Origin of the sequence: Bacillus sp. FSL R5-0416, assembly GCF_037975425.1 — a bacterium.
Classification (GTDB): domain Bacteria; phylum Bacillota; class Bacilli; order Bacillales; family Bacillaceae; genus Bacillus; species Bacillus subtilis.
Window position 1 is genome coordinate 1,475,987 of sequence record NZ_CP150252.1, and the last position, 23,740, is coordinate 1,499,726.

At 40.9% G+C, this 23,740-nt stretch carries 23 protein-coding genes; 15 read left to right on the plus strand and 8 right to left on the minus strand.

The window, feature by feature from the left end:
- Positions 1-37 precede the first annotated feature (37 nt).
- Positions 38-277: a splAB operon transcriptional regulator SplA gene (gene splA, locus NYE20_RS07910; protein WP_003218644.1), complete on the plus strand. Its 240-nt coding sequence runs from the start codon at positions 38-40 to the stop codon at positions 275-277.
- Between the two features lie 77 nt (positions 278-354).
- Positions 355-1,383: a spore photoproduct lyase gene (splB, locus tag NYE20_RS07915; RefSeq protein WP_003232425.1), complete on the plus strand. Its 1,029-nt coding sequence runs from the start codon at positions 355-357 to the stop codon at positions 1,381-1,383.
- On the opposite strand, the gene NYE20_RS07920 is transcribed toward splB, so the two are convergent.
- Complete coding sequence (locus NYE20_RS07920; protein WP_160244988.1) at positions 1,376-2,077, minus strand: GNAT family N-acetyltransferase; 702 nt, start codon at positions 2,075-2,077, stop codon at positions 1,376-1,378. The two genes, splB and NYE20_RS07920, sit on opposite strands and share 8 nt — an antisense overlap.
- A 134-nt stretch (positions 2,078-2,211) precedes the next feature.
- Between NYE20_RS07920 and mcpC the strand changes: the two genes are divergently transcribed.
- From mcpC to NYE20_RS07935, 3 genes are all read left to right on the plus strand, one after another.
- On the plus strand, positions 2,212-4,179 hold the full coding sequence (gene mcpC, locus NYE20_RS07925) for a methyl-accepting chemotaxis protein McpC (RefSeq protein ID WP_041850891.1): 1,968 nt from the start codon (positions 2,212-2,214) through the stop codon (positions 4,177-4,179).
- A 137-nt stretch (positions 4,180-4,316) separates the two neighbouring features.
- Entirely contained in the window at positions 4,317-5,183 is an 867-nt protein-coding gene (locus tag NYE20_RS07930) for an NAD(P)-dependent oxidoreductase (protein WP_161621546.1), read from the plus strand.
- Positions 5,184-5,576: 393 nt separating this feature from the next.
- A complete protein-coding gene (locus NYE20_RS07935) occupies positions 5,577-6,467 on the plus strand; it encodes a Virginiamycin B lyase (protein WP_151870257.1) in 891 nt (296 codons plus the stop codon).
- Between the two features lie 336 nt (positions 6,468-6,803).
- On the opposite strand, the gene NYE20_RS07940 is transcribed toward NYE20_RS07935, so the two are convergent.
- On the minus strand, positions 6,804-7,577 hold the full coding sequence (locus tag NYE20_RS07940; RefSeq protein ID WP_041850889.1) for a CAP domain-containing protein: 774 nt from the start codon (positions 7,575-7,577) through the stop codon (positions 6,804-6,806).
- 336 nt (positions 7,578-7,913) lie between these two features.
- On the opposite strand from NYE20_RS07940, the gene NYE20_RS07945 reads away from it, so the two are divergent.
- Both NYE20_RS07945 and kinA read left to right on the plus strand, forming a co-directional pair.
- Positions 7,914-10,034: a penicillin-binding protein 2 gene (locus NYE20_RS07945; RefSeq protein WP_032725601.1), complete on the plus strand. Its 2,121-nt coding sequence runs from the start codon at positions 7,914-7,916 to the stop codon at positions 10,032-10,034.
- A 163-nt stretch (positions 10,035-10,197) separates the two neighbouring features.
- Entirely contained in the window at positions 10,198-12,018 is a 1,821-nt protein-coding gene (gene kinA, locus NYE20_RS07950; protein ID WP_015252197.1) for a sporulation histidine kinase KinA, read from the plus strand.
- A gap of 9 nt (positions 12,019-12,027) precedes the next feature.
- Here kinA and NYE20_RS07955 read toward each other — a convergent pair whose 3' ends face one another.
- Positions 12,028-13,209: an aminotransferase A gene (locus NYE20_RS07955; protein WP_161621548.1), complete on the minus strand. Its 1,182-nt coding sequence runs from the start codon at positions 13,207-13,209 to the stop codon at positions 12,028-12,030.
- A gap of 201 nt (positions 13,210-13,410) precedes the next feature.
- Positions 13,411-13,572, minus strand: coding sequence for a hypothetical protein (locus NYE20_RS07960; protein ID WP_014476654.1), 162 nt, complete (start codon positions 13,570-13,572; stop codon positions 13,411-13,413).
- Between the two features lie 203 nt (positions 13,573-13,775).
- Here NYE20_RS07960 and cheV point away from each other — a divergent pair, with 203 nt between their 5' ends.
- A complete protein-coding gene (cheV, locus tag NYE20_RS07965; RefSeq protein ID WP_014476655.1) occupies positions 13,776-14,687 on the plus strand; it encodes a chemotaxis protein CheV in 912 nt (303 codons plus the stop codon).
- A gap of 43 nt (positions 14,688-14,730) precedes the next feature.
- On the opposite strand, the gene NYE20_RS07970 is transcribed toward cheV, so the two are convergent.
- From NYE20_RS07970 to NYE20_RS07985, 4 genes are all read right to left on the minus strand, one after another.
- Positions 14,731-15,195, minus strand: coding sequence for a YkyB family protein (locus tag NYE20_RS07970; protein ID WP_003232406.1), 465 nt, complete (start codon positions 15,193-15,195; stop codon positions 14,731-14,733).
- A 125-nt stretch (positions 15,196-15,320) separates the two neighbouring features.
- On the minus strand, positions 15,321-16,613 hold the full coding sequence (locus NYE20_RS07975; protein ID WP_161621549.1) for an MFS transporter: 1,293 nt from the start codon (positions 16,611-16,613) through the stop codon (positions 15,321-15,323).
- A gap of 75 nt (positions 16,614-16,688) precedes the next feature.
- Positions 16,689-17,183, minus strand: a complete 495-nt coding sequence (locus tag NYE20_RS07980) for a L,D-transpeptidase family protein (RefSeq protein WP_072174092.1) — start codon at positions 17,181-17,183, stop codon at positions 16,689-16,691.
- Between the two features lie 56 nt (positions 17,184-17,239).
- Positions 17,240-18,100 (minus strand): metallophosphoesterase, encoded by an 861-nt coding sequence (locus tag NYE20_RS07985; protein WP_049139861.1) that lies wholly within the window; start codon positions 18,098-18,100, stop codon positions 17,240-17,242.
- A gap of 142 nt (positions 18,101-18,242) precedes the next feature.
- Here NYE20_RS07985 and fadH point away from each other — a divergent pair, with 142 nt between their 5' ends.
- From fadH to ccpC, 7 genes are all read left to right on the plus strand, one after another.
- Positions 18,243-19,007: a 2,4-dienoyl-CoA reductase gene (fadH, locus tag NYE20_RS07990; RefSeq protein WP_015383534.1), complete on the plus strand. Its 765-nt coding sequence runs from the start codon at positions 18,243-18,245 to the stop codon at positions 19,005-19,007.
- A 63-nt stretch (positions 19,008-19,070) separates the two neighbouring features.
- A complete protein-coding gene (locus tag NYE20_RS07995; RefSeq protein ID WP_003232391.1) occupies positions 19,071-20,294 on the plus strand; it encodes an EAL-associated domain-containing protein in 1,224 nt (407 codons plus the stop codon).
- Positions 20,295-20,912: 618 nt separating this feature from the next.
- Entirely contained in the window at positions 20,913-21,152 is a 240-nt protein-coding gene (locus tag NYE20_RS08000; RefSeq protein ID WP_003218671.1) for a DUF1797 family protein, read from the plus strand.
- A 109-nt stretch (positions 21,153-21,261) separates the two neighbouring features.
- On the plus strand, positions 21,262-21,780 hold the full coding sequence (locus NYE20_RS08005; RefSeq protein WP_003232389.1) for a ribonuclease H-like YkuK family protein: 519 nt from the start codon (positions 21,262-21,264) through the stop codon (positions 21,778-21,780).
- Between the two features lie 133 nt (positions 21,781-21,913).
- A complete protein-coding gene (gene abbA / locus NYE20_RS08010; protein WP_010886502.1) occupies positions 21,914-22,111 on the plus strand; it encodes an AbrB antirepressor AbbA in 198 nt (65 codons plus the stop codon).
- Positions 22,112-22,248: 137 nt separating this feature from the next.
- On the plus strand, positions 22,249-22,692 hold the full coding sequence (gene cbpB, locus NYE20_RS08015) for a cyclic-di-AMP-binding protein CbpB (RefSeq protein ID WP_003218674.1): 444 nt from the start codon (positions 22,249-22,251) through the stop codon (positions 22,690-22,692).
- Positions 22,693-22,838: 146 nt separating this feature from the next.
- A complete protein-coding gene (gene ccpC, locus NYE20_RS08020; protein WP_003232387.1) occupies positions 22,839-23,720 on the plus strand; it encodes a transcriptional regulator CcpC in 882 nt (293 codons plus the stop codon).
- Positions 23,721-23,740: the final 20 nt, after the last annotated feature.

Sequence of the window (23,740 nt, forward strand, 5' to 3'; positions counted from 1 at the left end):
TATAGAAGGACACAATAACATGGCTAGGAGGGATAGTATGTCAAACCAATTTAACGCAGGAGATACTGTTTATGTGATCTACAGAAATCCGCACGCTGCCAATGTAGCTCACATAAAGGAAGCCGAAATTGTGCACCATCCATACCATGAAGGCGAGCTTTCCCTGTTTATTTATGAAACCTATCATCCGTTCGCAGAGGACGATGCTGTGTTTGCAAGCTATGAAGAAGCTAAATCGCTTTACAAAGAACTCTTTGATATTGATCCGTATGAGTAACAAGGAAATCATTACAACTCATATCCTTTCCGCCTAGTGAGAAAAGTAACGTTAGTAAAGGAAAAGGATGTGGCATCATGCAGAACCCATTTGTTCCGCAGCTTGTATATATAGAACCGAGGGCACTGGAATACCCGCTAGGCCAAGAATTACAAGAAAAATTTGAGAATATGGGCATTGAAATCAGAGAAACAACATCCCACAATCAGGTGCGTAATATTCCTGGGAAAAATCATCTTCAGCAATATCGCAATGCGAAATCAACTTTAGTTATCGGTGTCCGGAAAACATTAAAGTTTGATTCATCCAAACCCTCGGCTGAATATGCCATTCCGTTTGCAACAGGCTGTATGGGGCATTGTCATTACTGCTACCTGCAAACAACCATGGGATCAAAGCCGTATATCAGAACTTATGTAAACGTCGAAGAGATTTTGGATCAGGCAGATAAGTATATGAAGGAGCGCGCACCAGAGTTCACAAGGTTCGAAGCATCATGTACGTCAGACATTGTAGGAATTGATCATCTGACACACACGCTGAAGCGCGCCATTGAACATTTTGGCCAAAGTGATCTCGGAAAGCTCCGATTTGTAACGAAATTTCATCATGTCGATCACCTATTAGACGCAAAGCATAACGGGAAAACGAGATTCAGATTCAGTATTAATGCCGACTATGTGATTAAAAACTTTGAGCCGGGAACTTCACCTCTTGATAAGCGGATAGAGGCGGCAGTAAAAGTTGCAAAAGCAGGCTACCCGCTAGGCTTTATTGTTGCTCCGATTTATATTCATGAAGGCTGGGAAGAAGGATACAGACATCTGTTTGAAAAGCTTGATGCTGCTTTGCCGCAGGACGTTAGACATGACATAACGTTTGAATTAATTCAACACCGTTTTACAAAACCGGCCAAACGAGTGATAGAGAAAAATTATCCGAAGACGAAGCTCGAATTAGATGAAGAAAAGCGCCGTTATAAATGGGGACGCTACGGGATCGGAAAATATATTTATCAGAAAGATGAAGAGCATGCACTTCGAGAAGCACTTGAATCCTATATTGATACCTTTTTCCCTAACGCGAAAATTGAATATTTTACTTAAACGGGCTGTTGTGATCAACAGCTCTCTTTTTATAAAAAGGATTTTTCCATTCCATCAAAACGCCGTAATTCAATGATTCTTTATCCTCTACATAATTGCTTACTACACGAATAGGTGAACGCCCGCAACGGAGGAGAAAGGACAGCACAGGGTCGTTTTTCCTGCCTTCCATCACATCTTCAACGTACTGAACAGCGCTGATCTCGTGTGCGTATTTATGATATAAAGGAATGCGGCCGCCGCCGAGAAGGCGCTCCAGTCTCTTATCAACAGTCAGCTCATACATCGTATTCATCAGCCATTTTCCGATTCCAAGCTTTCGATAATGAGGAGAAACAGAAATATCCACTACATATAAAGTATTTCCATAAGGTTCATGGTTTTTAATCGATCCGTTGTCTGTTGCTTGTGCCCATGTATGGTCAGGAGATTCAGGCTCAAATTGTACAATAAGAGCAGTCATGGAACCGATAATTCTGCCATTGATGAGCGCACATAAAGCGCCTTCTGGAAAGGTTTTGATATGGCTGGCAAGCTGGTCCTCTGACCACAGCAATTCCTGGGGAAACGGAGGAGGAAAACATTCTTTTTGAAGAGAAATCAGCCTCTGGATGTCAGTCTCAGTGTAGTTTCTGATGGTCAGAGCCTCAAATTTTCTGCCGTCGTGCACATACATTTGTTTTAGTATGATCATCACTCTCCTTATGTTGTTTCATTATAACGAAAATTGAATTTTCAGTAAATATATTCCGATTTTCTTATAATTTATTTTTTGATTATTCATTTTTCAAACGAAAGGGCCGATATAGAAATTAGGAGGGGATTGGTTTGTTTAAAAAACTTCACATGAAGATTGCTGTTTTTGTTTCGATTATGTTAATCGTCACAGTTGTTCTTTTAATGCTGTCTTCTTATTTGACGCTAAAACCGATGATTACAGAGGATGGGAAAAATACAACTCAAAACGTGACGCAGTCACTTGAACAAAATATTGAATTGCAATTAAAGAGTTATGCCATTTCGTTATCAAGATTGGCTAATGGGGAATTAACGCATACATTTGTAACGAAACCAAGTAAAGAAGCTGCTCGGCTGTTTCACGATGACATTAAGCAAATCAAAGACAACGATGATTATGTTGCGATGGCTTACATAGGCACCGCAAAAAAAGAAATGTTTACATATCCAAAAGCGGATTTCGCTGAGGATTACGATCCAACATCAAGACCATGGTATAAGCTTGCAGCTGAAACCCCGGATCAAGTTGTTTGGACGGAACCTTATAAAGATGTCGTGACAGGAGACATGATTGTTACTGCATCGAAAGCGATCTTAGACGGGCAAAAAGTGATAGGGGTTGCCAGCTATGACTTGAAACTCTCTGCTATCCAGAGTATGGTCAATAAACAAAAGGTGCCTTACAAAGGATTTGCCTTTTTAGCTGATGCGAGCGGCAATCTTTTAGCCCATCCGTCAAATCAAGGAAAAAATATATCAAAGGATCAAACACTGCAAACCATCGCATCCGAGAAAAAAGGGATACAAGATGTGAATGGGAAAATGGTTGTGTACCAAATGATTGGCGAGACAGGCTGGAAGGTCGGAACGCAATTTGATACCGATCAATTAATGTGGATTTCAGATAAAATGAATCGGGCAAATCTTTGGATATCATTGATTGCGCTTATCATAACAATTATTCTCAGCTACTTCCTGGCCAAAACGATAACCGGTCCGATACAGCAGCTGATCGCAAAAACGAAAGCTGTTTCCGCAGGCGATTTAACAGTGCGCGCGGAATCAAAATCTAAGGATGAAGTCGGTATTTTAACAAGAGATTTCAATCTGATGGTTGAAAATATGAAGGAAATGGTTGAGCAAGTGAGACTCTCTTCAGGGAAAGTATCTGACACCTCTGAACAACTAACGGCTGTCTCTGCCGAAACTAATGAAACAAGCGGCCAAATTGCAAAAGCGATTGAAGAAGTAGCCGCAGGAGCATCGGAACAGGCTTCTGAAGTTGAAACCATTAATGAAAAATCGGAAAGCCTGTCAACGAAAATCAGGCAAATCGCTGAGGAGGCAGGCGGAATTAAAGAACGCTCAAAATCGTCCGAGGATGCAAGCTATAAAGGACTTGACGCGCTCGGCCAGCTGCTGATGAAATCAAACGAAGCCAATATGGAAACGAAAAAGGTTGAAACGATGCTGCTGGATTTGGAAAATCAAACTAAGAATATTGAAGAAGTCGTTACAGCGATTTCAAACATATCTGATCAAACCAACTTGCTTGCCTTAAATGCCAGTATTGAGGCAGCCAGAGCCGGAGAAAGCGGGCGCGGTTTTGCCGTCGTAGCCGATGAAGTGCGGAAGTTAGCTGAGCAATCAGCCCTTTCTACAAAGCATATCAGTGAGACTGTGAAGCTTATCCAGCTTGAGACAAAAGAGGCCTCTCACGCGATGGTTGAGGCAAGCAGAATGAATGATGAACAAAACAGTGCCATTCACGAAACTGGAGAGGTATTAAATACGATAACTGCAGAAATGCAGTCACTGGTACAAGGTATTGATCACATTTACGCGGAAATTCAAAGAATGAGTGAAGAACAGCTTGCGATTTCTGAAGCTATTCAAAGCATTTCAGCCATATCACAGGAATCAGCTGCCGCAGCAGAGGAAGTGAACGCATCAACCGATGAACAGCTTGTCACCCTTGATAAAGTCAAACACTCAACGGAAACACTAAAACATGCAAGCCAAGAGCTTATGAACACAATTGCAAAATTCACATTGTAATCCAATTACATCCCCAAACATCATTTGTTTTGGGGATTTTTTATGTTATAAGATGAATAGATATGGTAGTCTAAAAAATGAAGGAAAAATGATAAATTTTAACTAAAATCAAAACGAAACATCAGGGAGGAATGACCTTGAAAAAAACAATTGGTTTTATCGGTCTTGGAGTGATGGGAAAGAGCATGGCATCACATATTCTGAATGACGGCCACCCTGTTTTGGTGTACACCCGGACAAAAGAAAAAGCAGAAAGCATACTTCAAGAAGGCGCGATCTGGAAAGATACGGTCAAAGATCTTTCGAAAGAAGCGGATGTCATCATTACAATGGTCGGCTATCCCAGCGATGTTGAAGAAGTGTATTTCGGAAGCAATGGAATTATTGAAAACGCAAAAGAAGGCGCATATCTTATTGATATGACGACATCTAAGCCTTCGCTTGCGAAGAAGATTGCTGAAGCGGCCAAAGAAAAAGCATTGTTCGCTTTAGACGCTCCTGTTTCCGGTGGAGACGTCGGTGCACAAAACGGAACACTCGCGATTATGGTCGGTGGAGAAAAAGAAGCTTTTGAAGCCTGCATGCCGATTTTCTCTTTAATGGGAGAGAATATTCAGTATCAAGGATCGGCTGGAAGCGGACAGCATACCAAGATGTGCAATCAGATTGCAATTGCAGCCGGTATGATCGGTGTTGCTGAAGCGATGGCTTATGCCCAAAAATCAGGCCTAGAGCCAGAAAATGTTCTGAAAAGCATCACAACGGGCGCAGCCGGAAGCTGGTCATTGTCAAATCTTGCTCCCCGTATGCTGCAAGGCAACTTTGAACCGGGATTTTATGTGAAGCATTTTATTAAGGATATGGGAATTGCACTAGAGGAAGCAGAATTAATGGGGGAAGAAATGCCAGGCTTGTCGCTCGCAAAATCCTTATATGACAAGCTAGCTGCTCAAGGTGAAGAAAACAGCGGAACACAGAGTATATATAAGCTTTGGGTGAAATAAAAGGACTGCTTGTATCCTGCAGGCAACCATCAGGCTGTCGTGAAAATCTCGACAGCCTTTTTTTGGACTATAAGTGCGTAAAAGAGAAAAATACCACTTGTTTTAATTAATTGACAAAACGGAAGGGTGAAAATAAGAACATGATTCTATAATTCTAGCTTTAAGAAAGAATCAATAGCTTAACCTATACATTCAACATCAGTGACTATTTTTCTGATGATCTAAATGCTGATTTGTTTTGTTTATTGATTTATTCTCTGAGATAGGATTATGGGGTAATATTCTTATTACTAAAGCGGCTTTGGAGTGAAGTCGATTTAGCATTGCCTCCTATCTCAGAAAAGTGAGTATAGGAGGCTTTTTTTGTAGATTATTATTGATGGGGGTATTGATATGAAGCTTGAACAGCAAGAAATAAATATTTTACATTCTGATTCTGGTCCATACGGGATAGCCATTTCACCCGAAGGAAAGGTATGGTTTACTCAACATAAAGCTAACAAGATCAGCTGTCTTGATAGAACGGGCCAAATTCAAGAGTATATTGTTCCGACACCTGATGCTGGAGTCATGTGTTTAACGGTGTCTTCAGAAGGTGATATTTGGTTTACAGAAAATAGGGCTAATAAGATAGGGAAACTGACAGCAAAACGGCAATTTATAGAATATCCATTGCCGCATCAACATTCAGCCCCATATGGGATTACGGAAGGTCCAGACGGAGATATCTGGTTTACTGAGATGAATGGAAATCGTATAGGTAAATTGACATCAGAGGGCAAAATTCATGAATACGAACTGCCTAATGAAGGATCGTACCCTTCTTTTATTACGTTGGGTTCAGATCACTCACTTTGGTTCACTGAAAACCAGAATAATGCTATCGGCAAAATAACTGAATCAGGTGAGTTAACGGAGTTTCCGATTCCTACACCAGCAGCAGGACCGGTAGGCATTACAAAAGGGCATGATGATGCACTTTGGTTTGTAGAGATAGTGGGTAATAAGATAGGTAAGATTACGGTTTCCGGTGACATAACTGAATATGATATCCCTACACCAAATGCACGGCCTCACGCTATCGCTGCAGGTGTAAAATCTGATTTATGGTTTACCGAATGGGGGGGGAATAAAATCGGAAGGCTGACAAGTGATCAAACAATTGAAGAATATACAATCAACACACCTCATGCTGAGCCTCATGGAATAGGATGCGATAATGATGGCACAGTATGGTTTGCATTAGAATGTAACAAAATAGGGAAATTAAAATTAACTAAATAAAGGAAAAGAGGATCCTTTGCATCTCATGCGAAACCTATGTTGCTCAACCTGACCCAAACATTTCTCCTTTATTATAAAAAGTCAAATCTATCAATGGCATAAATCTGTTGCAGCAGCTTTGCTATTGAAGGTGAAAGAAAAACGGATTGTAGTGAATAAGTTCCCTTCGCAGCCGGATGAAGAAGACTGCCGTAACTTGACCTTGCTTGGCTGGGGGTCTGGCGGCTTTTTTCTGTTTCTCCATACATTTAGATGAATACAAAAAAAGCTTGTAGAAAAAACATGGTTTTCTCTACAAGCTGAAGATTACCTGTATCATACAGGGAATTTTTTTTATTATTTTCCGATGAATTGTTGTGTCCAGATGCTTCCAGACTCAACGTAGCCAACACCGATGTGAGTAAAGTTAGGGTTTAGAATGTTTTTTCTGTGTCCTTCACTGTTCATCCAAGCTTTTACTACTTCTTCTGGTGTCTTTTGGCCCTTCGCAATGTTTTCACCTGCTGTTTTGTAGCTGATTCCGAAAGATTTCATCATATCAAACGGTGAGCCGTATGTTGGGCTTTGGTGATCAAAGTAGTTTTTGTCCTTCATATCCTGAGATTTTGCTCGTGCAGATTTGCTTAACGTTTCATCAATTTGAAGCGGTTTTAAGCCTTGTTTTTGTCTTTCTGCATTTGTAAGTTCAACAACTTTTTTCTCATATGCACTTACAGATGAAGGTGCAGATGTTGTTGTGTTTGTTTTTTCAGCAGTTGCGGGTGCTTTAGAAGCAGTGCTTTGATCAGCAGCTGCTTTTTCAGTAGTCTTTTGTGCAGGTTTTGCCGTTTCTGTCTTTTGAACATCCTGAACTTTCACGTTAGATTGCTTCGCATGTTTTTGAAGAAACTGCTTAATCTCTTTTTCGTTTGCAGCGTTTAACGTTTTGATATTTGTGTTAATATGCAGTTTTTTCACTGCATCGTTAAGTGACATGTTTTGTACTGTGTTCCCCGTTTTTACTGTAACCACAGGCTGGCAGGAGAGTTCTTTCGCTGATGCTTGCTGTACGCCCCCGAATGTGAATAATCCAACCGCAGCGGCAGCAGATAAAATAAATGCTTTCTTCATTAGTTCGTAACCTCCTAGAGTTGTTTGTTTCTACAGAAAAATCATAACATAGCTTTTTTGTCATAAAGATTCCAGCACTTTCCTTTGACAAATAGAGATTGTCATTTTCGTAAAGTAAATGCGTTGAATCACTAAGAATAAGGGAATCAGCGGTATATATGATTTTATCGTACCGTTACATAGCTTCCTTTTTTTTGAACCGTTAGTTATATTTTAATGTGTTTTTATATTGACAGCTTTTTTTACTCCTTTTCGCTGTAACAACTATTACAAAGGTGTTACAATTAATCTCAGTATATGTAAATTTATTGAATGATTTGAGAGGGGTAACCAGAAGTGACTGAAATAGGACGTGAACCAAAGAAAAAGAGCAAAGGAAACAGAGCAATCAGAATGAACCTTTTTTTCCTAGCTGTCTTTGTTCTATTCACTGCATTAATTTTTAAGCTCGGGGTTGTTCAAATTGTTGAAGGCGAACAGCATGAAGAAGACGCTGAGAAATCAAATGCAAAAACAGCTTACTATCCTGCGCCTCGCGGGAAGATGTACGACAGAAATCAGAAAGTTGCTGTCGATAACCAGAGCGTTCCAGAAATTGTGTATGTATCAACATCTAGCACAAAAACAGAAGATAAAATCAAAACAGCGAAGCGGCTTGCTTCTTTCATTCATATTGATACCGAATTTTTGAAGGAAAGGGATCTTCGTGATTACTGGATCGCAGCTCATCCGAAAAAAGCCGCCGCTCTGCTTAAGGAATCAGAAAGCAATCTGAAAGGAGACCAGGCTTACAAGCTTCAAATAGAGCGTGTTCCGGATCAAGAATTAAAGGCTATTCAGCAAGATGACGAAGAAATGGAAACTGCTGCGATATATACAAGGTTTTCAAGCGGAAATGCTTACGAACCTCAAATCGTAAAGGCAATGAATCCAAATAAGAGCAATAGCAATGGAAAAAACGGAGCGCTGCTTGATGAGAAGAAAAACTCCTCGCAAAGACCAAAAAATGACTTAACATATGATGAAATTTCCATTGTTTCTGAGCATTTAGAAGAACTTCCGGGAATCGATATCGTAAACGATTGGACACGAAAATATCCTTATGACAAAACCCTTTATTCTGTTTTCGGGGGCGTTACGACACCTGATCAGGGCCTGCTGAGCGACCGGAAAGATTTCTACTTAACAAGAGGCTATGCGAATAATGACAGGGTGGGAAAAAGTTATTTAGAGTATCAATATGAAGAATATTTAAATTCGCATAAAGAAAAAGTGGAATACGTAGAAGATAATAAAGGAAATGTCGTCAGCCAAAAAACCATTGATAAAGGCAGCAGGGGATACGATCTTCAGCTTTCTTTTGACATGGAGCTTCAGGCAAAGGTAGAAAAGATCATTGAAGAAGAAGTAAGAAACAGCCGTGCACGCGGAAATTACATGCTTGACAGAGCCTTTGTCGTGATGATGGACCCGAATAACGGCGATATTTTATCGATGGCAGGGAAAAAGATAGATTTAAAAACCAACAAAATTGAAGATTATGCGATAGGGGCATTTACCACCCAATATGAAATGGGATCAGCAGTAAAGGGGGCCACCGTGCTAGCCGGCTATCAGGACGGGATCCCGCATTATAAATATTTTGTTGATACACCTCTTTATTTAGCAGGATACGGTAACAAACCGAAGAAATCCTACATGAACATGGGAACCATCAATGAATTAACCGCTCTGCAAAAAAGTTCAAACGTATATATGTTTAATGTTGCCATGCACATTGCCGGTGTCACATACAAGCCGTATGGACCTCTTCCTGCTGACCAGAAGGATTTAAACAAAATGAGAAATTACTACAGCCAATTTGGCCTGGGAGTAAAGACAGGTATCGATCTGCCGCAGGAATCAGCCGGTATGCAAACTACACCTGATGCGGTAGGGGGGTTAATTTTAGACTTGGCCATTGGACAATACGATACATATACACCGCTTCAAATGGCACAGTACATCTCATCAATTGCCAATGGGGGCTACCGTGTTCAGCCAAGAATTGTTACAAGTATCCATGAGCCCAGCAAAAAAGAAGGCCTTGGGAAGACCATTGAACAAAGAAAGCCAAACATTCTCAACAAAATTAACAACTCAGAAAGTGACATTCAGCAGGTGAAGACCGGAATGAAGCTAGTTACCACTTCAGGGACAGCAAAAAATACGTTTACAGAAGATGTATCAGGGAAAACGGGAACAGCGGAAACATTTTACTACGGCACGAATCGCAACTGGTGGGGGAAAAAAACATACAATCTGACTTTTGTCGGCTATTACCCATCGAAAAATCCAAAAGTGGCTTTTAGTGTTGTTGTTCCATCAGTAAATGATGATGATAAGATCAATAAAATTATTGCCAAAAGAGCTATCCACGCCTACGCAGAGCTCGAAAAAAAACACAGTAAAAAATAAAAAACAGGGTGCACAACTAAAAGATTGTGTGCCCTTTCTTTTATTCAAAAATTGACGTTCACCATAAGAATAGAAGGAGAATACTCATTTTCTAGCGAATCATACTAGGTAAAAGTCAATCTGTATATGTCGAAACACGATGATCATGCAAAGGAGGGATTCTGTGGAACAGGATACGCAGCATGTTAAACCACTTCAAACAAAAACCGATATTCATGCAGTCTTGGCCTCTAATGGACGCATCATTTATATATCTGCCAACTCCAAACTGCATTTGGGCTATCTCCAAGGAGAGATGATCGGATCATTCCTCAAAACGTTTCTGCATGAGGAAGACCAATTTTTGGTTGAAAGCTATTTTTATAATGAACATCATCTGATGCCGTGCACCTTTCGTTTTATTAAAAAAGATCATACGATTGTGTGGGTGGAGGCTGCGGTAGAAATTGTTACGACAAGAGCTGAGCGGACAGAACGGGAAATCATTTTGAAAATGAAGGTTCTTGAAGAAGAAACAGGCCATCAATCCCTAAACTGCGAAAAACATGAAATCGAACCTGCAAGCCCGGAATCGACTACATATATAACGGATGATTATGAACGGTTGGTTGAAAATCTCCCGAGTCCGCTATGCATCAGTGTCAAAGGCAAGATCGTCTATGTAAACAGCGCGATGCTTTCAATGCTGGGAGCCAAAAGCAAGGATGCTATTATTGGTAAATGGTCCTATGAATTTATTGAAGAAGAATATCATGATATCGTGAAAAACAGGATTATACGAATGCAAAAAGGAATGGAAGTCGGAATGATTGAACAGACGTGGAAAAGGCTTGATGGCACACCTGTTCATTTAGAAGTGAAAGCATCCCCGACCGTCTACAAAAACCAGCAGGCTGAGCTGCTGCTGCTGATCGATATCTCTTCAAGGAAAAAATTCCAAACCATCCTGCAAAAAAGCCGTGAACGATATCAGCTGCTGATTCAAAATTCCATTGATACCATTGCGGTGATTCACAATGGAAAATGGGTGTTTATGAATGAATCGGGAATTTCCCTGTTTGAAGCGGCTACTTATGAGGACTTAATTGGCAAAAACATATACGATCAGCTGCATCCTTGCGATCACGAGGATGTAAAAGAGAGAATCCAAAACATCGCCGAGCAAAAAACAGAATCTGAAATTGTCAAGCAATCCTGGTTCACCTTTCAGAACAGGGTCATTTATACGGAGATGGTCTGCATTCCGACGACCTTTTTTGGTGAAGCGGCCGTCCAGGTCATTCTTCGGGACATTTCAGAGAGAAAACAAACAGAAGAATTGATGCTGAAATCGGAAAAATTATCAATCGCAGGGCAGCTCGCGGCGGGAATCGCCCATGAGATCCGCAACCCTCTTACAGCGATCAAAGGATTTTTACAGCTGATGAAACCGACAATGGAAGGAAACGAACATTACTTTGATATTGTGTTTTCTGAACTCAGCCGTATCGAATTAATACTCAGTGAATTGCTCATGCTGGCGAAACCTCAGCAAAATGCTGTCAAAGAATATTTGAACTTGAAAAAATTAATTGGTGAGGTTTCAGCCCTGTTAGAAACGCAGGCGAATTTAAATGGCATTTTTATCAGAACAAGTTATGAAAAAGACAGCATTTATATAAACGGGGATCAAAACCAATTAAAGCAGGTATTCATTAATTTAATCAAAAATGCAGTTGAATCAATGCCTGATGGGGGAACAGTAGACATTATCATAACCGAAGATGAGCATTCTGTTCATGTTACTGTCAAAGACGAAGGGGAAGGTATACCTGAAAAGGTACTAAACCGGATTGGAGAGCCATTTTTAACAACAAAAGAAAAAGGTACGGGGCTTGGATTAATGGTGACATTTAATATCATTGAAAACCATCAGGGAGTTATACATGTGGACAGCCATCCTGAAAAAGGCACAGCGTTTAAAATTTCATTTCCAAAAAAATAAAACAACGGCTTAAACGCCGTTGTTTATCGTCTGCATTGCTTCACGTTTTTTTAATACAAATAATTCTAAACGGTCCAGGCCTTCTCTCAGCGTGTCCATTGAGCATGCAAAAGACAGCCTTACATATCCTTCACCATATGTTGAGAACGAGCTGCCCGGCACGAGTGCCACGCCAGCGTCTTCCAAAAGAGCCATACTAAAATCAAATGAAGTCATTCCAAATGATTTAATAGAAGGGAAGATATAAAACGCACCGGATGGTTTAACAACATCAATTCCCATGGAAACAAGACGGTCATAAACATAGTCGAGACGTTTTTTGTATTGTTCTCTCATAATTAGGGCATCGTCAAAGCCATTTGTGACAGCTTCAAGCGCGGCTTTTTGAGAAATGGATGAGGCACATGATACATTGTATTGATGAACCTTTAAAATGTGCTTTGCAATGTCTTTCGGTGCGTATAAAAATCCAATTCTCCAACCAGTCATGCTGTGTGATTTTGACAAGCCGTTAATGACAATTGTTTGATCCCGCAAATGGTTTGCGATGGAGTAATGCGATCTGTCATATGTTAATTCACTGTATATTTCATCGGACAATACGAAGACATTTCTGCCTTTTAAAAGGGCTGCGATGCTTTTCAGTTCTTCTTCAGATAAAGTCACGCCGGTAGGATTTGACGGATAAGGAAGCACTACACACTTGGTGTTGGGTGTCAGAGCATCTTCAATCAGCCGGGCGGTAAGCTTAAAGCCGTGTGATGTAGTATCAACAATGACAGGCTTGGCCCCGCACAAATTGATAATAGGTTCATAGCCCGGATAAATAGGCCCTGGCATAATGACTTCATCACCGGGAGATAAAATCGTCCGGAATGCAGCATCAATGGCTTGGCTTGCGCCTGTTGTGATGATAATTTCAGATTCAGCATCATAGTTGAAATCCGCTTTTTTCTTCATATAAAGCTGCACAGCTTGTCTCAGCTCCAGGTAGCCGGCATTCGGAGTATATGACGTCACGTTTTCATCAATGGCTTTTTTTGCGGCAGCTTTCACATGATGCGGTGTGAAAAAATCAGGCTGGCCGATTGTAAGTGAAATGACGTCTTCGTGTTGGGCTACAAGATTCGAGAATTTGCGTATTCCTGAAATTTCGATCTCTCTTGCTTTCGGATTCAGCAAATGTTCCATAATTCATCACCTTAACAAATATAATGAGTTTATCCTATTTTACCACTAGCTGATCATTTGTCACCTTTTTAACTGATATATTTCGATTGTATGCGCCTTTTTTCTAAACATACCTTTCTTTTCAGAAAAAAAGAAGACAACCAGCGATTTGATTGTCTTTATTGTATCATGTTCTATTATTGTTTATATGTGCCAATTTCATTAATAGCCATAATCAAAATGAAGGTCTTCGTGCCAAATCAGATACGGAGGATGCTCTTCTCGAAGGTCAGCTGATTCTTTCTTCATATTCAGGTAAGTTTCTTCACTGATATCCTCTAAAACAGTCATTTCGTTTTCTTTAAATATTACTAAGGTACCCATTATTTACACCCTTCTTTGGAAAAATCCTTGACTATTTTATCACTGTTAGTTGGAAAGTCAATGGTTATTAGGAAAAAAGTTTCTTTTTTGAGGAACGCGGCTTGTTGCCTTCGGAATTCGATTTTGAAGAGCTGCCATTCACTTTTTACAAATTACGCCGATATATACAGTACAATACTGAATGCGAATAGCGAGGGATTGAATTGTCGTTACAACAATACGAAATTTTATTGGATTCTGGTACAAATGAATTAGAAATTGTGAAGTTTGGCGTGGGTGAAAATGCTTTCGGAATTAACGTCATGAAGGTAAGAGAAATTATTCAGCCTGTCGAGGTGACATCAGTACCTCACTCCCATCAGCATGTAGAAGGAATGATTAAACTCAGAGGAGAAATTCTCCCTGTGATCAGTCTCTTCTCATTTTTTGGAGTAGAGCCTGAAGGATCAAAAGATGAGAAATATATCGTGACTGAATTTAATAAACGGAAAATTGTTTTTCATGTCGGCTCTGTTTCTCAAATTCACAGAGTATCCTGGGAAGCGATTGAAAAGCCGACATCGTTAAATCAAGGAATGGAGCGGCACCTTACCGGGATTATTAAGCTCGAAGACCTGATGATCTTTTTGCCTGACTATGAAAAAATTATTTATGACATTGAATCAGATTCAGGTGTTGACACGTATAATATGCATACCGAGGGCTTCGATGAAAGAAGAACTGATAAAAAGCTTATCATTGTAGAGGACTCACCGCTTTTGATGCGCCTCTTGCAGGATGAATTAAAAGAAGCAGGGTACAACAATATCGCTTCGTTTGAAAATGGAAAAGAGGCATATGAATACATTATGAACCTTGCTGAAAACGAAACTGATTTATCAGAACAGATTGATATGATCATCACTGATATTGAAATGCCAAAAATGGACGGACACAGGCTCACAAAGCTGCTGAAGGAAAATCCGAAAAGCTCAGATGTGCCGGTTATGATTTTCTCATCGTTAATTACGGATGATCTGCGTCACCGCGGCGAAGTTGTAGGCGCAGATGAGCAAATCAGCAAGCCTGAGATCAGTGATTTGATTAAAAAAGTGGATACGTATGTTATTGAATAAATAAAAACAGCCGTTGCCAGAAAGAGGCACGGCTGTTTTTATTTTAAAAGTAACTCTCGCCAAGTTTTTTAAAGACCGGTTTATGGTAAGCTGGCTGCTGGCGATTTGGCACTAGCGGCTTTTCTTTCATGCCGACATATTCTTGCAATAGGTGTTTCGCTTTTGTTAAAGACATTTGAGCTTTAGGATTTCGGTACGATTGATTAAGTGTACCTAAATGCGGAAGATGTTCGAAGTCTTCTTTAGTTGGAGGCATGTGAAAATAGTAGTCTCCGATTGAGATAAGCACGTCCGATTGCTGTTGGCTGAACCTTGGATTTTTTGAAAAATGAAGCCCTATTTTCTTTCCTTTACCTTCTTTGACAAGCTTTTGCAAAGCCCGTTTTTTCAGCAGATATAGGTATTTAGGGTTGGGGGCGGTTTTTGCATGGCGGTTCACAGTGTAAACTGCTTTTGAAAGATTTTCTACGGTTGGCTGCAGATCTTTCGTATATGCATGGTCGTCCATTATTTCTCTCCTTTGCTCTTATCAATTTCTATATGTTTAGATTATACTTTTTTAAAGTTGAAATGCAAATATTGAATGTAAAAATGCGCTTTTTTCTAAGAAAAAAAGCGCATTTTTAACCTGCATTATACAGATCTTGCCTTCTTTTTCGGCTGTTCTTGAAATGCTTCCTGAACATTCACTTCCACAGCCTGAGCACTGTATTTTGGCAGTGCAATAAAATAAAAAATAAAAACGAGCAGGATAATAACACCCATGCCGTAATAAAGATAATCAATGTTTGAAACAAACTTAGGGAATAACAGTGCGACTAAGCCAAGTGTCAAAGACTGTGCAAACATCATAAAAGGGTCCTGCATGCCGCTTACACGTCCCATCAGTTTTGGATGAACAATTTTGGGCATCCACCCTCCGATTGCAATGTTGATCGGTCCGATGCACATTCCCAGTGCAAAAGCTGCCGCGTAATACACCCATAAAATATTGGTGTAGCCGAGGACGAAGATCAGCAAACCTGCAATGAAAATCGGTATCGACATTAAAAAGTGCGGCTTCACTTTTTTAGAGATGATCGTGCTGATTACGCTGCCTGCCAGCAGCCCAAACCCGAGTGCGATCGTAAATACAGACGTATGCCACTCATAACGGTCAGGCGCCAATCCATATTTCATTGTAAACATCGGCAATACAGCGAATCCTCCGTTGACAAATCCAAAAATGAAAAAGCCAAAAATAAGAGATGCCAGCAATTTGTTTTTTAAAATATAGAGGATGCCTTCTCTAAAGTCATTTATTGAATCCTTAACAGAAGTCTTTCTCCAGCTGAATGCACCGTTTGGCTGTCGGGCTTCTTTTGGAATCCGGCAGCTGCGGATCAGCAGCCCGGAAATGATAAAGCTGACAAAATCAAGAATAATGGCGCCTTCAATACCGATGGTGTTGTACATAAACGCGCCTATACCGACTCCAAACACCATAAAAATGCTAAAAAGCATCTGATTAAGCCCTGCCGCTTTCGCATAATGCTCCTTCGGCAGAATGGCTTGTACCAAACTGTTTTCTGCCGGAAAGAAAAACTTTGTTACAGCGCTTCTGATAAATAAGATACAAAAAACAAGAGGAATATTGCCGGTAAATAAAGTGAAAAAAAGCACGACAGTCAGGCCTGCTCTGATCCAATCACAATTTTCTGCCACCTTTTTTCTGTCAAACCGGTCCGCGACGACTCCCACGATCAGAAATACAAATATGGTCGGAAGAGAATACATCAGCTCCGCCAAGGTCGTATATGAAGGCTGGCTGCTGAATCGGTCCAGCAAAAAAAATGCAAAGGCCATGTTGCCTACTGTCGTGCCCATTTGAGAAGCGAGTGCTGCGAAAAATAGACGAACAAAATTACGATTTTTAAATATATCCATAAAAACGCTCCTTACCCTAAAGGTCCCACTTTATCATATTATAAACCGCCTGTTTTTGAAACAAATAAGAAAACATTACCGGTTAATCGTGACTCTTGTTCCGTTTGGCACAATTGAAGCAAGTTCAATCACGTCTTTGTTATGCATGCGAATGCAGCCTTTAGAAACAGCCTTACCAATCGAAGCGGGATTATTCGTCCCGTGTATTCCGTAGTGCTGCTTTGAAAGGCTCAGCCAATAAGCGCCAAATGGGCCGCCGGGATTGCGCTGGCGGTTAATAATGTAAAACTCGCCAGTAGGCGTTTGCGTTAGTATTTTACCAACGGCGATGGGATAGGTTTTCATTACCCGATTATTTAGGAACAGCGTAAGGGTCTTCGCTCCGATTGAGACTGCGATATGATACGGAATTGTATAAGGGTCCGGCAGTCCGGGGATGACTATGGACTGTCCCGCTGTGAGCCCTGCCTGCAGTGACGGATTAGCCTGGAGTAATGCAGCCGTGCTGATTCTGAAATCAGCCGCGATGCTGTTCAGTGTATCACCTTGCTTCACCTGGTACGTAAGCAGTTTCCTCATCCTCCTTTTTTACTTATAAGTATTGATGAGGAGCCCATCCTGCTACATTAATTTGTGCTTTTTAAGGTGAAGACAGTGATTTCAGGCTTGGCCAGAAACCGCAAAGGCAGCCTGGTCATCCCGAGGCCTCGGTTTACGTAAATATGAGTGCTGCCCGTTTGATACATTCCCTCTGTGTAGACTTTTCCATATGGAGGCGTAATAATCGGTCCGTAAAAAGGCAGCTGAATCTGGCCGCCGTGTGTATGGCCGGAAAGCTGAAGGTTCACGGGATAATCTGTTGTTTTCAAGGCCGCATCAGGTTCATGGACGAGAAGAATGGAAAAAAGTCTGTCGCTCAGCCTTGAAAGGGTGCCTTCATAATCTGGGTTTCCCAGCATTAAGTCATCAAGCGAAGCAATTTCGATTTTGCTGCCATCTGCGAGTGACAATGTTTGATAGCCATTGCGATATACCGTGAAACCTCCGGCCGTCATCAGGCTTTTGTAAACGGCAGTTCCAAAGCCTCCGTGATCATGATTGCCGTAAATACAAAGCTTGCCGAAGGGAGCATTAAGCTTTCTCAATAATGGAATGACTGCCTGGTGGTGCTGGTACGTATCAGGATTATCGATAATATCACCTGTAAAAACAATGAGATCAGGTTTAGATTCATTAATTGTAAGAATGACAGTTTTTAAATCTTCGAGAGTAAAGTAATCACTCAAGTGTGCATCGCTGAACTGCACGATTTTAAAACCGTCAAATCCGTGCGGGATGAGAGAGCTTTTTATTGTGTGTTCGGTTGTCTCGATCATATGAGGCTCGAGATACCTGGCATAGCCATATCCCCCGCCGGCCGTTAAAGCCCCGGCAGCAAGAGCGCCGAACATTCCTTTTAGAAATTGTCTTCTGGACATCTTTTTCATTTCAAACCAACCTTTAATAGAGTTTTTCTATTATATCATCTGTATCTGACAAAAATCTCATATGAGCATGTGCTGACAGAGGCAGGGATATAATGATAGAATATTATTGAATGAATACTCATTCACAATTGGAGGGATAAACATGGAAAAAAAAGCGGTAATTATTACCGGCGGGTCAAGCGGCATGGGAAAAGCGATGGCAAAAAAACAGGCTGAATTAGGGTGGCACGTTATGGTGACAGGGAGGAACCATGAAGCACTTGAGGAAACAAAAAAAGAAATTCAGACCTTTGAGGGACAGGTCGCTTGTTTTCAAATGGATGTCCGTTCCGATTCCGCTGCTTCAGACATGATAAAAGAAGCGATAAAAGCCTTTGGCCGGCTTGACGCGCTGATTAACAACGCGGCCGGAAACTTTATTTGTCCGGCAGAAAAGCTGACGCCCAATGGATGGAAAGCCGTTATTGAGATTGTTTTAAACGGCACATTTTTTTGCAGCCAAGCAGCGGCAAGGCATTGGATTGACCAGAAGCAGCAGGGTGTCATTTTAAATATGGCAGCCACGTACGCTTGGGGAGCGGGAGCGGGGGTCGTTCATTCCGCTGCAGCGAAAGCGGGGGTATTGTCATTGACAAGAACGCTGGCCGTTGAATGGGGGAGCAAATACGGCATTCGTACAAACGCGATAGCCCCCGGACCGATTGAACGAACAGGCGGTGCGGAGAAGCTATTTGAATCGGAAAAAGCGATGGCCCGCACGATGAACAGTGTGCCGCTCGGCCGATTGGGCACACCGGAGGAAATCGCCGCTTTGGCAGCGTTTTTGCTTTCTGATGAAGCATCCTATATAAACGGGGATTGTATCACAATGGACGGGGGGCAATGGCTGAATCCTTATCCGTTTTAAAGAATATTAATCTTTGGATTCAATGTGGTATAATCAGACAAAGATAGAGAAGCAGGTGATAACATGTTGGATCCACTTGATATTTTAACGAACATTGATGATGTCCTTCCATATTACCAGGCGATTTTTAGTGCCGAGGAGCAGAAGGTTGTCGGATATGAGGTGCTTGGACGAATTTTGGCAGATTCAGAAATCCAAAGTCTCGGGCCCTTCTTTTTAGATGCGGGGATACCCGAAGAATATAAATTAGAGGTTGATAACAGAATTATCCGCCAGGCTCTTGACCGCTTTTTAGAGGCGGATTCTGATCTGCTGATTTTTATGAATCAGGATGCCAATCTGCTGATGCTGGATCATGGTGAAAGCTTTCTGGAGCTTCTGAAAGAATATGAAGCGAAGGGAATCGAACTCCACCGTTTTGTTCTTGAAATTACAGAGCACAATTTTGAAGGGGATATTGAGCAGCTCTACCATATGCTTGCATACTATCGTACATACGGAATTAAAATCGCAGTTGACAACATCGGAAAAGAAAGCAGCAACTTGGACAGAATCGCGCTGCTCTCACCAGATCTGTTAAAAATCGATTTGCAGGCGCTGAAAGTGTCACAGCCGTCACCGTCATATGAGCATGTGCTGTACAGCATATCTTTATTAGCAAGAAAAATCGGTGCGGCGCTATTGTATGAAGACATTGAGGCGAACTTCCAGCTTCAGTACGCCTGGAGAAACGGAGGCCGCTATTTTCAGGGCTATTACTTAGTGTCTCCATCTGAAACGTTTCTAGAGAGAGATGTATTGAAACAAAGACTTAAAACTGAATTTCACCAATTTATCACACATGAGAAAAAGAAACTGGAGACCGTCTATGAGCACTCTGAACAGTTTTATAAACGAGTGCATCAGGCTGTGACCTCTTTGAGAAAAAACAATCTGTCTTCTGATGATGACTTTATTAAAAAGCTGGCGGAAGAGCTGACAGATTGCAGCTTCAGGATTTACATGTGTGATGAAGAAGGCGATCAGCTGACGGGAAATGTGTTTAAGCAAGATGGAGAATGGATTTACCAGCCGGAATATGCGGAAAAGAACTGGAGCTGGCGCCCTTATTTTCTGGAGAACATTATGAGAATGAGAAATCTCAGAAAAGGTTTTTTCAGTGATCTGTACAGTGATTTAGAAACAGGTGAAATGATCAGAACGTTTTCATATCCGATGGATGATCAGATGTATTTATTTATAGACTTGCCTTATTCTTATTTATATGAGCAGGACGGACTGATTTAACGGCTGAAAGGCCGTTTTTTTTTTATGAAATGAAAAAAATATCAAAAAACGATTGACATTGATACTGAGAATCATTATCATTTAATTATAGAGAGAAGCTACTCTCTGTTCCCCAACCCCTCTATCAGATCAAGATCCGAAAAAACTTGGCGCTACCCCCGCCAAGTTTTTTATTTGTCAAAGCATAGGACAATCCAATGAAACAATAAACCTAACTAGTGGTAAACGTTTAACACAGGGAGAAACATTGAGTGCCGAACACCCCTGACACTGCTGCACGGGTGTTCAGTTCCGTTGTTTACCTCTATCCAGCATGACTCCCATTGATTATGGCCACGCGGAACTTCACCATAACATTTAAAAGAAGGTTTTGACAAAGTTGCAAAAAGGCATTCTTAATGCTGCCAAAGATTCGAAAAAAATTATAATTGTGTGCATGACATTCAAAAAAAGCCTCAAACTAAAGAAAAATAGTTTTTTTCACTTTTTTTCTTTGCTTAAATTCAGCAGTGAAAATGCCATCCTGTCCGACTTTATGGTATGATGCTCAATAGAACTTGTATTATAATAAATACTTGTTGATTTGAAGTTGCTTTTTGAAAGGAGTCTTTTTTTAGAATGTCACAATTAATGGGTATCATCACACGGCTGCAAAGTCTGCAAGAAACAGCGGAAGCGGCTAACGAGCCAATGCAGCGTTATTTCGAAGTGAATGGTGAGAAAATATGCAGTGTTAAATATTTCGAAAAAAATCAAACGTTTGAACTGACGGTTTTCCAAAAAGGTGAAAAACCTAACACATATCCGTTTGATAATATCGACATGGTTTCCATCGAAATCTTTGAACTTCTTCAGTAAGATTCCTGAAATAGGGGGAACAAGCTTCCGCCTTTGCAAAAGTAATCGAAATAAACGGTAAGGAACATACTTGTTTCATGGTTGTAAATCCTTGAAAAGGAGTGTCGTGATGGCTGATTCTTTTCTGTTTTATAATCTTTCAGAAGCACAGATGACCTTTCAAGATGTGATGGAACGGCTTAAAGCCTTTGTTCAAAAGGACCCCCGTTCTTCTTATGTGTTATCGATCGGAACCGATTCACAGGTTTACCGCGATTACACAAAGTTTATTACCGCATTGCATTTGCATCGTACAGGCAAGGGAGCTTGGGGCTGCTTGAAAAATCATACAGTCGACAGACCCATACATAGCCTTCGGGAGAAGATTTCGTTAGAAACGGCGTACAGCCAAGAAACGGCCGCTCATATTCTTGATGGACACTTAATGGATATTACCGATCTGCTCCTGCCCTTTACCGGTGAGGGGGCGGATCTTACCTTTGAAGTTCACTTGGATATTGGGAAAAAAGGGCTTACAAAAGATCTGATCCAAGAAATGACTGGACGTATTACCTCCATGGGGATTGAGGCCAAAATAAAGCCGGATTCATACACTGCCTTCAGCTATGCAAATCGTTTCACAAAATAATTTGACTGAAAAAGCCAAGGTAAATGTCGAATTATGCGGTTGACGTTTGTTATCTGATTACTTATTCTAGCGGTAGAGCTGAAAGTAAGTTGTCTTGCTTTCAGAGGTATTCAGTATAAAACAGGGGGCCTGATTGCGAATGAGTCTTATCGGTGAACGATTTACAGAAGAAGAACAAAAACTTCTGCTGAATATCCTGATCAACCATGAGTATGCCATCGAGCTATTAAGCAGTGAGATCAACGATATAGAGACAGGGACCAAAAACGTTGACGGAACCACCTACAAAAAACTTGTAACGCTATACGACCGATTTCGATTTGAAAATTAATGGGACACCCTATAATTGATACTCCACAAAGAGTATCTTTTTTATTGAAAGGAAACTTTTCGACAAATACTGATAAAGTTTATATTATTGCAATATAGGGAATGTATTGATGATGAAAATGAAAAGGGGTCGAAAACATGATAAGCTTACAATCAGATCAACTTCTTGAGGCAACAGTCGGACAATTTATGATTGAGGCGGACAAAGTAGCGCACGTGCAAGTCGGAAATAACCTTGAGCACGCATTATTAGTATTGACAAAAACCGGATACACAGCCATCCCGGTTCTGGATCCTTCCTACCGTTTACATGGCTTAATCGGGACAAATATGATCATGAACAGTATTTTTGGACTTGAGCGAATTGAGTTTGAAAAGCTTGACCAAATCACTGTTGAGGAAGTCATGCTGACCGACATTCCGCGCCTTCATATCAATGATCCGATTATGAAGGGATTCGGCATGGTCATTAATAACGGATTTGTCTGTGTTGAAAATGACGAGCAGGTATTTGAAGGGATTTTTACGAGAAGAGTCGTTTTAAAGGAATTGAATAAGCATATACGCTCGTTGAATAAGTAGGCTGTACGGCCTATTTTTATTATATAGCCAGAGTGAAAAAGAAAGCGCATACATAATTTAAACGAGAATAGGGCTTGAATAAGAAACTAAGATTTTATTAGAATGGGAGATAAGAAAAACTTATTGATAACAAAAAGGAGGACGACATGCAGCTTCAAGAGCTTCATATGCTCGTAGTTTTAGCTGAGGAATTAAATATGAGAAAGGCGGCAGAACGGCTTTTTGTATCTCAGCCGGCTTTATCTCAGCGCTTACAAACCATTGAAAAGGCGTGGGGAACAAAAATCTTTTTAAGATCCCAAAAAGGATTAACGGTAACGCCCGCCGGTGAGAAAATCATTCAGTTTGCGAATGATGTGACATTAGAGCAGGAAAGAATAAGAGAAAATATTGACGAGCTTGAAGGTGAAATTCACGGCACATTGAAGCTTGCCGTCGCCTCCATAATCGGTCAGCATTGGCTCCCTAAAGTCCTGAAGACGTATGTGGAAAAGTATCCGAATGCAAAGATCTCGCTCATAACCGGGTGGAGCAGCGAAATGCTGAAAAGCTTGTATGAGGATCAGGTTCATATCGGCATTATAAGAGGCAACCCTGAGTGGAAGGGGCGCAAAGATTACTTAATGACAGATCATCTGTATTTAGTAGATACTGAGATTTCCTGCATCGAAGATATTGCCCATACAGAACGGCCATTTATCCAGTTTAAAAGTGACAGCACTTATTTTCAGGAAATTCAGCACTGGTGGCACCAAAAATTTAAAACGTCGCCGAAACAGACGATATTGGTTGATCAGATTGAAACGTGCAAACAGATGGCGCTGCACGGAATCGGGTATGCCATTTTGCCGTCTGTTACCCTTCAAAATGAAGATAAAGTGAATAAAATGCCTCTTTTAGACATGAAAGGGCATCCGATCGGTCGGGATACATGGTTATTAGGCTATGAGCCTGCCTTTGAACTGAAACAAGTCCAAGCTTTTGTACAAGTGATAAAGGATATGCTGGATCAGGAAAATCCATTTTAAAGACAGCGAGGTGCTGTCTT